Source organism: uncultured Aquincola sp. (assembly GCF_964001545.1).
Lineage (GTDB): Bacteria > Pseudomonadota > Gammaproteobacteria > Burkholderiales > Burkholderiaceae_C > Aquincola.
Map to the genome: position 1 here is coordinate 1 of NZ_CAXFDV010000791.1, position 6,120 is coordinate 6,120.

Annotated in this window: 6 protein-coding genes; 4 read left to right on the forward strand and 2 right to left on the reverse strand. The window is 73.4% G+C overall.

The window, feature by feature from the left end; translation table 11 throughout:
* Positions 1–37 precede the first annotated feature (37 nt).
* Positions 38–280 (forward strand): hypothetical protein, encoded by a 243-nt coding sequence (locus ABNT58_RS27490; RefSeq protein ID WP_348756553.1) that lies wholly within the window; start codon positions 38–40, stop codon positions 278–280.
* Positions 270–1,031 (forward strand): hypothetical protein, encoded by a 762-nt coding sequence (locus ABNT58_RS27495; protein WP_348756554.1) that lies wholly within the window; start codon positions 270–272, stop codon positions 1,029–1,031. Before ABNT58_RS27490 ends, ABNT58_RS27495 begins: the two co-directional genes overlap by 11 nt.
* Here ABNT58_RS27495 and ABNT58_RS27500 read toward each other — a convergent pair.
* Complete coding sequence (locus tag ABNT58_RS27500; RefSeq protein ID WP_348756555.1) at positions 946–1,419, reverse strand: GNAT family N-acetyltransferase; 474 nt, start codon at positions 1,417–1,419, stop codon at positions 946–948. The two genes, ABNT58_RS27495 and ABNT58_RS27500, sit on opposite strands and share 86 nt — an antisense overlap.
* A gap of 91 nt (positions 1,420–1,510) precedes the next feature.
* Positions 1,511–2,416: a LysR family transcriptional regulator gene (locus ABNT58_RS27505; protein WP_348756556.1), complete on the reverse strand. Its 906-nt coding sequence runs from the start codon at positions 2,414–2,416 to the stop codon at positions 1,511–1,513.
* Positions 2,417–2,521: 105 nt separating this feature from the next.
* Here ABNT58_RS27505 and ABNT58_RS27510 point away from each other — a divergent pair, with 105 nt between their 5' ends.
* Both ABNT58_RS27510 and ABNT58_RS27515 read left to right on the forward strand, forming a co-directional pair.
* On the forward strand, positions 2,522–4,177 hold the full coding sequence (locus ABNT58_RS27510; protein ID WP_348756557.1) for an NADH-quinone oxidoreductase subunit L: 1,656 nt from the start codon (positions 2,522–2,524) through the stop codon (positions 4,175–4,177).
* 31 nt (positions 4,178–4,208) lie between these two features.
* On the forward strand, positions 4,209–6,120 hold a 1,912-nt coding region (locus ABNT58_RS27515; protein ID WP_348756558.1), incomplete at its 3' end, for a putative inorganic carbon transporter subunit DabA.

The following is a 6,120-nucleotide window of genomic DNA, read 5'->3' on the forward strand; positions in this document are numbered from 1 at the left end:
CTGGCGCCTAGGCTGACCCCCACTTGCTGCCAACGCCATGAACCTGTCCGCCATCGCCCCCTCCGCCCTGACGCGCCTGCAAGGCCTTGCGCCCGCTTCGGCGTCCACGTCGGCCGCGCCGGCGGCGGCCTTGGAGGGGCCTGCGCGCTGGCTGCTGGGCGACGACGGCGTGGGCGGCGGCCTGCTACAGGCCGGCCCGCGGTCGGCGCGGCTGACCATCGACGCGCTGGAGCAGCAGTTCCTGGCGGCGCTCACCCGCTCACCCGGCGATGCAGGCTGAAGCCCTGGCGCTGCGCGAGTCACCCGACTGGGCCGGCGCGGCCCAGCTGCTGATCGACGGCTGCGCCCATGCCGATGGCGCGGCCGAGCGCACCGAGCTGCTGGAGCGGCTGTGCGACGCGCTGGGCGAGCAGCTGTACCCGGCCTTCCTGAAGGTGCTGTGCGTGGTGGCCGCGCATGGTGCCGACACGGCGCAGGCCGCGGTGGCGCAAGCCTTGGTCGATGGCCTGGCCAGTGGCCGCGTGCCTAGTGGCCGGCGACCCGCCTGGGGCGCGAGCCTGGGCGCCAGCGCGGGGCGCGGGGGCCAGGCCCTGGGCCCGGTGGAATACCTGTGCGCCTGGTATGCCCAGGCCGAAGGGCCGGCGGCCGAGCGGGCCGAAGCTTTCAGGGTGTCGATGGGCCGGCTGCTGAGTCTGCTGTCGCGCAGTGCGCCGGCCCGCGCGGCTTATGCCGCCCGGCTGCGCATGGTGGCCGACGACCCCATCGGCGGTGCCTTGTCGCGCGACACACGCGCCGGCCTGCGGGCGCTGGCCGAGCACTGGCAGGGCGGTGGCGCCGCTGCGGTGGCGGCGGCGACCGAAGCCTTCATGGCGGCCGCCGGAGGGGCCGGCGCTGCCAGCGCCGGTGCCGGCACGCTGCAAGGCCTGGGCACCGGCGGTCGCTGGTTCAGCCCTGGGCCGAGCAGGCCAGCCGCACCAGCGTCTGGTGCTGGCCGCGAAAGCTCCCCACCATCGTCGGCCCCACGCGGCTGAAGCCGTGGTGGCGGTAGAAGGCCTGCGCTTCGGCCCAGGCTTCGGGCAGCTCCACCAGGCGGGCGCCGATCTGCTGTACCGCGAAGTGCAGCAGCTCGCTGCCAATGCCCTGGTGGCGGTAGTCGGGCAGCACGTCGAGCAAGGCGATGCGGTCTTCGGCCACCGCCACGAAGGCCACCGGCGCGCCGCGCGGGCCGGGGTAGGCATACACGCCCGAGACCTCCAGCAGCAACCGGCGGATCTCATGGCTGCCGCTGTACAGCGGGGCCAAAGCGGCTCGACCCAGCAGTTCGAACTCGCTTTTCTCCCAGATGTGCAGCAGTTCGGCATGGTCCCGGGCGGGCACGGAACGGATGGGCTGCATCCGGTGTTTCAACAGCGCTTGCAAGTCGGGCCTCCTGGTGTTTAGTGAGAATGGTTCTCACTGTAGGCAAGGGCTCGCTTTCAGCGAATCGTTCTCTTGGGGGTGTCCGGGGGGCCTAGCCGCCAGCCAGCACATCGGTGGCATCGCGCTGCAGCAGTGTCTTCAGCAGCGGCGGCTCGAAATGACGCTGGATGCTGATGGCGTAGAAGGTCTCGATCAGATCTGGCACCACGCAGTACTCCACCAGCTGGCCGCTGGCCAGTTCGTCGCGCACCACCACGCTGGGCAGCAGGGCCACCACCCCGGCGCCGGTGTCGCGCGCCAGCAGCCGCAGCATGGCCATGTCGTCCACCTCGGCCAGCACCTGGCAGCGCAGGCCGTGCCGTTCACACAGCAGGTCGAAGCCGGCCCGGATGTCGCTGCTGCGCCCGGGCAGCAGCAAGGGCACTTCGGCCAGGTCGTGCGGAAAGCGGAAGGCGCGCCGACGGCCCCGCGGCCGGCCCACCAGGCTCACTGGCTGGCGGGCCAGCAGCCGGCAGCGCCAGGGATGCTCGGCATCCGCATGCACGCGCCGGTTGGACAGCACCAGGTCCAGCGTGTGCACCCGCAGCCGCTGCAGGAGCTCTTCCAGGCTGCCTGACTGCAGCACCAGCGACACGTCCTGCCGCTGCAGCAGCGGCTGCACGAAGTTCTCCTGGAAGTTGCGCGACAGCGTGGCCACCGAGCCGATGCGCAGCACCTGCCGGGCCTGCGTGCTGCCGTCGCGCAGCAGGGCCGTGAGCTCCTGGCCCGCGGTGAAGATGGACTCGGCATAGGTCAGCGTCATGCGGCCGGCCTCGGTCAGCTGCAGGGTGCGGCCCACGCGCTGGAAGAGGGCATGGCCCAGCTGCTCTTCCAGCTGTCTGATCTGCGTGGACAGCACCGATTGCGACACATGCAGCCGCGCCGCCGCGCGCGTGAGGTGCCCTTCCTTGGCCACTGCCCAGAACGAATGCAGGTGATGAAAGTTGAGCCGTGCCATCGCCTAATCCTTCGCTGTGGTCGAACGGTTTGTCAGGAACAATGAATTTTACGGAAGCGTTGTGCCCCGGCACAGTGGCGGCCATGACTTGCCGAAAGCCGTGACATGGAACACCTGCTGCCTGACCTGGCGCCCTGGCGCGCCGCGCTGCTGGCGCTGCCGCCGCTGCTGCTGGCCGGCGCTGCCGTGGCCGCGGCGGTGGCCCCCGGCCGCACCTTGGCGCTGTGGCGCCTGGCCCGCTCGGCCGCCGTGCTCGCGCTGCTGGCAGCGCTGCTGTCGCTGCTGGGCCTGGCCAGCGGCGGGCCTGCGGCATGGCATGGCCCGGCGCTGCTGAGCCTGGGCGAGGCCGGTGCGCTGCGCCCGGGCCTGCGCAGCGACCTGCTGGGCGGGGTGGTGATGCTGCTGGTGTGCTTCATCGGCTGGGTGATCACCGGCTACTCGCGCAGCTACCTGCAAGGGGCCACCGGCCAGGCGCGCTACGTGCGCGGCCTGATGGGCATGCTGGCCGCGGTGACGGTGCTGGTGGGCACCAACAACCTGGCGGTGCTGGCGCTGGCCTGGGTGGCCACCAGCCTGCAGCTGCACGGCCTGCTCACCTTCTTCCGAGAGCGGCCGGCGGCGCTGATTGCCGCGCACAAGAAGTTCATCGCCAGCCGCGTGGGCGACCTGTGCCTGCTGGCGGGTGTGGCCCTGGTGGGCAGCCGGCTGGGCACGCTGGACATCGACGCCGCACTGGCCGCCCTGGCGCAGCGCAGCGGCCCCGACGGCTACCTGCAGGCCGCGGCGGTGCTGCTGGCCGCCAGCGCTTTGCTCAAGTGCGCGCAGCTGCCGGTGCATGGCTGGCTGATCCAGGTGATGGAAGCGCCCACGCCCGTCTCGGCCCTGCTGCATGCCGGCGTGGTGAACCTGGGCGGCTTCCTGCTGCTGCGGGTGGGCGGGCTGGTGACCGAGGTGCCCGCCGCGCAGGCCCTGCTGGTGGTGGTGGGCACCGCCACCGCCGTGGTGGCCGCACTGGTGATGATGACGCGCATCAGCATCAAGGTGTCGCTGGCCTGGTCCACCTGCGCGCAGATGGGCTTCATGCTGATGCAGTGCGGCCTGGGCCTGCATGCGCTGGCGCTGCTGCACCTGATGGCGCACTCGCTGTACAAGGCCCATGCCTTCCTGTCGGCCGGTGGCGCCGTGCGGCAGGCCCGCCTGCGGCAGCTGATGCCGGCGGCGCCGCGTGCCGATGCCTTGCACTGGGCCGGCGCCGCGCTGGCCGGGCTGCTGGTGGTGGCCGTGGCTGCGGCGGCCTGGGGCCTGGGCGCGGTGCCGCAAGGCCCGATGCTGGCCGCCAGCGTGATCCTGGCGCTGGCCCTGGCACCGCTGGTGGTGCGGGCCCGTAGCCTGGCCGCTGCCCTGGCCGGCCTGGGCGTGGCGGCCGGCCTGGCCGGTCTGTACCTGGGCCTGCATGCGGCCATGGCAGCGGCCTGGGCCGCAGCACACCCCGGCAGCGCGGCCGGTCCCATGGTGCCGGCCTGGCTGGTGGCCTGGGTGGTCGGCTGTTTCCTGGGCCTCTTCATGCTGCAGGCCCTGGTGCTGGCGGCGCCGCAGGGTGCGCTGGCACGCCGGCTGTACCCCGCGATGTTCGGTGGCCTGTACCTGGACGAGCTGTTCACCCGCCTGACCTTCCGGCTGTGGCCGGCGCGCCTACCGCCGCCGCCGGTGCACACCGCGCCGTTGCCCCTGCCGGCCCGCGTGCGGCCGCAGCAATCCTAAGACCTCGCCCCATCGCGCACCGGAGATCGCCATGAACACGACCTTGGACCTGCCCGAGCCCCTGGCGCTGGATGAACGCCTGCAGCAGGCCATCGAGGCTGCCTGCGACCGCGTGGCGCCCACCTGGCCGCTGGATCGCTTCATCGCCGTCAACCCCTACTGGGGCTACCGCCAGCGCCCGATCGACGAAGCCGCGGCGCAGCTGGCCGTGCGGGCCGGCAGCCCGATGCTGATGCCGCGGGCCGACTTCCTGCGGCACTGGTCCGAAGGCCGGCTCAGCGAGCGCCACCTGCAGGCCGCCATCGACGCGGCCGGCTCCACCGAAACCGTGGCCGGCCTGGTGGGCCGCTACCACGCCGATCCGCCGCCGCCGCTGCGGCTGCCGCTGGTCACCGACCTGCTGGACGCCCGTCGCGACCTGTGCCACGCGGTGGCCTGGCGCGATGCGGTCACCCACCACATCAGCCAGTGCTGCGCCGCCTACTTCGACGACGCCCAGGCGGCCTGGGGCCCCGACCGCAGCGGCGGCCTGTATGCCTGCTGGTTGCGCCAGTCGGCGCACGACCTGGGTCCGGGCATGCTGATGGGCTTTCGCGGCTTCAGCCGCCAGGTGGCGCAGCTGCCGCGCGAGCCGCAGGCGCTGATCGCCCGGGCCCTGCAGGCGCTGGGGCTGCCCGCGCAGGCGCATGAGGCTTACCTGAGCGCGCTGCTGCTGAGCATCAATGGCTGGGCGGCCTGGTGTGCCTACCAGCGCTGGCAGGCGCGGCTGCAGCAGCAGGACGACGCGCACATCGTGCACCTGCTGGCCATTCGCCTGGCCTGGGAATGGCTGCTGCACCGCGGCCATGCCCAGCAGCATCTGGCCGAACGGCTGGTGGCAGCGTGGCAGCGCCAGGCGCAGGCGGTGGAGGCGGCCCGCCGCGCCCAGCGCGCCGACTGGCTGTGGCAGGACGCGCTGGAGCGCAGCTACCAGGCACCGCTGACCCAGGCGCTGGCCCACGGCCCGGCGCCGGTGCCGGCGGCCACATCGCCCGCCGTGCAGGCGGTGTTCTGCATCGACGTGCGGTCCGAGGTGTTCCGCCGCGCGCTGGAAGCGGCCGGCCCGCAGGTGCAGACGCGCGGCTTTGCCGGCTTCTTCGCGATGCCGGTGGCCTGGCAGCCGCTGGGCACCGGTCTGCAGCGGCCGCAGCTGCCCGGCCTGCTGGCCCCGGCGCTGTGTGCCACCGAAGACAGCGACGAGCCGGGCCTGGGCCAGTGGCTGGCGCGCCGCCGCCGCCAGCGCCTGGGCTGGGCGCAGGTGTGGCAGGCCTTCAAGGGCGGCGCGGGCTCGGGTTTTTCGTTCGTGGAATCCTGCGGCCTGGCCATGGCAGCACCGCTGCTGCAGCGCGGCCTGGGCCGCGGGGGCCCGGAGCGCGCGGTGGAACACGCCGGCCTGCCCGCCGCTGCCGCGCAGCGGCTGCGCCCCCGCTGGCCCGCCGCGCCCGACGGCAGCGACCTGGCCGACCGGGTGCAGGCGGCCGCCCAGGCACTCACCGCCATGGGCCTGAAGCAGGGTCATGCCCGGCTGGTGCTGCTGGCCGGCCATGGCAGCAGCAGCAGCAACAACCCGCATGCCGCCGGCCTGGATTGCGGCGCCTGCGGCGGCCAGACGGGCGAGGTCAATGCCCGGCTGCTGGCCGGGCTGCTCAACGACCCGGCGGTGCGCAACGGGCTGCACGGCCGGGGCGTCACGCTGCCGCCCAGCACCTGGTTCGTGGCCGGTCTGCACGACACCACCACCGACGAGCTGGGGTTGTTCGACCTCGACCTGCTGCCCGCCAGCCATGCGCCGGATGTGGCGCAGCTGCAGGCCTGGCTGGCCGAAGCCGGCGACCGCGCCCGCGCCGAGCGCGCGCCCGGCCTGGGCCTGGAAACGGAAGCCGCCGATGCCCGCACGCTGCGGC

Excerpts from the sequence above, each read along its gene's own strand:
- ABNT58_RS27510 (WP_348756557.1), top strand. The coding sequence starts at position 2,522 with ATGGAACACCTGCTGCCTGACCTGGCGCCCTGGCGCGCCGCGCTGCTG.
- ABNT58_RS27490 (WP_348756553.1), top strand. The coding sequence starts at position 38 with ATGAACCTGTCCGCCATCGCCCCCTCCGCCCTGACGCGCCTGCAAGGC.
- ABNT58_RS27505 (WP_348756556.1), bottom strand. The coding sequence starts at position 2,416 with ATGGCACGGCTCAACTTTCATCACCTGCATTCGTTCTGGGCAGTGGCC.
- ABNT58_RS27495 (WP_348756554.1), top strand. The coding sequence starts at position 270 with ATGCAGGCTGAAGCCCTGGCGCTGCGCGAGTCACCCGACTGGGCCGGC.